Genomic DNA, 2,083 nt, shown 5'->3' with positions numbered 1-2,083 from the left:
GCTGCAGTCCCGCCGGCCGCGCCGGTGCCCCCGACTGCGCCGACTCCCCCGGCCGCGGTGCCCGCGGCGAAGGCGGAGCGCAGGGCCGTGCCGCTGCGGCTCGCCCTCACCACGCTGGAGCTCGCGGCGCTGGGCATCGTGGGATCCGGGATCGTCGCGATCCTCGGCGGGCTGCTCGCCACCGGCGTCGGCCTCCTCTTCCTGTTCGGCATCGGGGCGCTCCTTCTCGTGGGCCTGGTCTACGCCCTCTTCGGGGTGGCCTGGTTCGAGACCGCTCGGGTGGACGACCTCTACCGCCTCGGCATCCCGTCGCTGCGCCTGCGTCGATCCGGCCAGCCCGGCTTCGGCGGATGGCTGCGCTCCCTGGGACGACAGGCGATCGACGGTCGGATGTGGCGGGCCCTGGCGAACTTCGCCATCGCGTGCATGCTCGGCGCGATCGTCCTGCGCCTGTTCACATGGTTCGGCTGGTCGGTCGTGACGGCGTTCGCCCCGCTGTTCACCAGCGGTGAGGCGGACACCGGGTGGGGCGCTCGCTACCCGGTCGCCTGGGCGCCGGTCATCGGCATCCTCGGCGTGCTGGCGTCGCTCGCGGGGATCTGGGGCCTGGCGCTCCTGCACCGGGTCATCGCCAGAGCGATCGTGGGCGGTCCCTCGCGCGAGGCCGTGCTGACCGAGCAGGTCCGCACGACCAGCGCCCAGCGCGCCGGCGCCGTGCGCGCCGCGGACGTGGAGCGCACCCGGATCGAACGGGATCTCCACGACGGCGTCCAGCCGCGTCTCGTCTCGGTGGGGATGACGCTCGGCATGGCGCAGCAGAAGATCGACACGGATCCGACGGCGGCGAAGGCGCTGATCGAGGAGGCGCACACCTCCACCAAGGCCGCCATCACCGAGCTGCGCCAGCTCGCCCGCGGGATCCACGCGTCGGTGCTCGACGATCGCGGCCTCGACGCCGCGCTGTCGGCGCTCGCCGGCCGGTCGCACATCCCCGTGATGCTGGACGTGCGCATGGACGGCCGATGCAGCCGTGACGCCGAGGCTGCGGTCTACTTCGCGATCGCGGAGTCGCTCACCAACGCCGCGAAGCACTCGCGCGCCAGCGAGTGCCGGGTGGTCGTTCGGGTCCGCGACGGCGGCGTCCTGTGGGCACGGGTCGAGGACAACGGCATGGGCGGCGCGCGCGTCACCCCCGGCGGCGGCCTCGACGGGATCTCGAACCGCGTGCTCGCGGCCGGCGGGTCGGTCCGGCTGGACAGCCCGGTCGGCGGCCCGACGAGCCTGGAGGTGAGCGTCCCATGCGCATCCTGATCTGCGAGGACTCGGTCCTGCTGCGGGAGGGCCTCGCGCGTCTCCTGGAGGATGCCGGCCACGACGTGGTCGCCGCCCTCCCCGACGCCACCGCGCTGGACGAGACCGTCGATCGCACCGACCCCGAGCTCTGCATCCTCGACGTGCGGCTCCCGCCCACGTTCGTGGACGAGGGCATCCGCGCGGCGCTCGCCCTCCGGCGGCGCCTGCCCCGGCTTCCGCTCCTCGTGCTCTCGCAGTACGTGGAGGAGCGGTACGCGAGCGACCTGATCATCGCGCAGACGGGCTCCGGTCCCTCGGCGCCGGGACCCCTGGGCTATCTGCTGAAGGATCGCGTCGCCGACGTGTCGGACTTCATCGAGTCGGTCGAGCGGATCGCTGCGGGGGCCACGGTCCTGGATCCCGAGGTGGTGGCGCAGCTGCTCACCCGACGCAATCAGGACGACCGGATGCGGACCCTCACCGAGCGCGAGCGCACCGTGCTCGCCCTCATCGCCGAGGGGAAGTCCAATCAAGCCATCGCGGGCCTGCTCTTCCTCTCCGAGGCGAGCGTCGAGAAGCACATCACGGCGATCTTCCAGAAGCTCGGGCTGGAGCCCGACGAGTCCGGCAATCGCCGTGTGCTCGCGGCCATCGCCCACATCGAGAACAGCGCCGGCCTTCCGGCACCGGCTCCGCAGACCAGACAGACGGGAACGACACGATGAACACCACCCCGAACACGCCCCCTCCCGCCGGCTTTGACGCGAGCGCGTCGGGCCCGGGCGCGCCC

Annotated in this window: 2 protein-coding genes; both read left to right on the top strand. The window is 72.9% G+C overall.

Annotated elements, in window-relative coordinates; genetic code table 11:
- Positions 1–1,311: sensor histidine kinase (locus MR1_RS19025; protein WP_409366284.1), on the top strand; the 1,311-nt coding region annotated here is incomplete at its 5' end.
- Positions 1,299–2,018 carry a response regulator transcription factor gene (locus MR1_RS19020; protein ID WP_067250845.1) on the top strand — a complete coding sequence of 240 codons (720 nt, stop codon included), beginning with the start codon at positions 1,299–1,301 and terminating at the stop codon, positions 2,016–2,018. The genes MR1_RS19025 and MR1_RS19020, both read left to right, overlap by 13 nt.
- Positions 2,019–2,083 lie beyond the last annotated feature (65 nt).

This window comes from Microbacterium resistens NBRC 103078, assembly GCF_001552355.1.
Lineage (GTDB): Bacteria > Actinomycetota > Actinomycetes > Actinomycetales > Microbacteriaceae > Microbacterium > Microbacterium resistens.
Note: the sequence above shows the minus strand (reverse complement) of the source record. Positions and strands in the feature narration are given on the sequence as shown.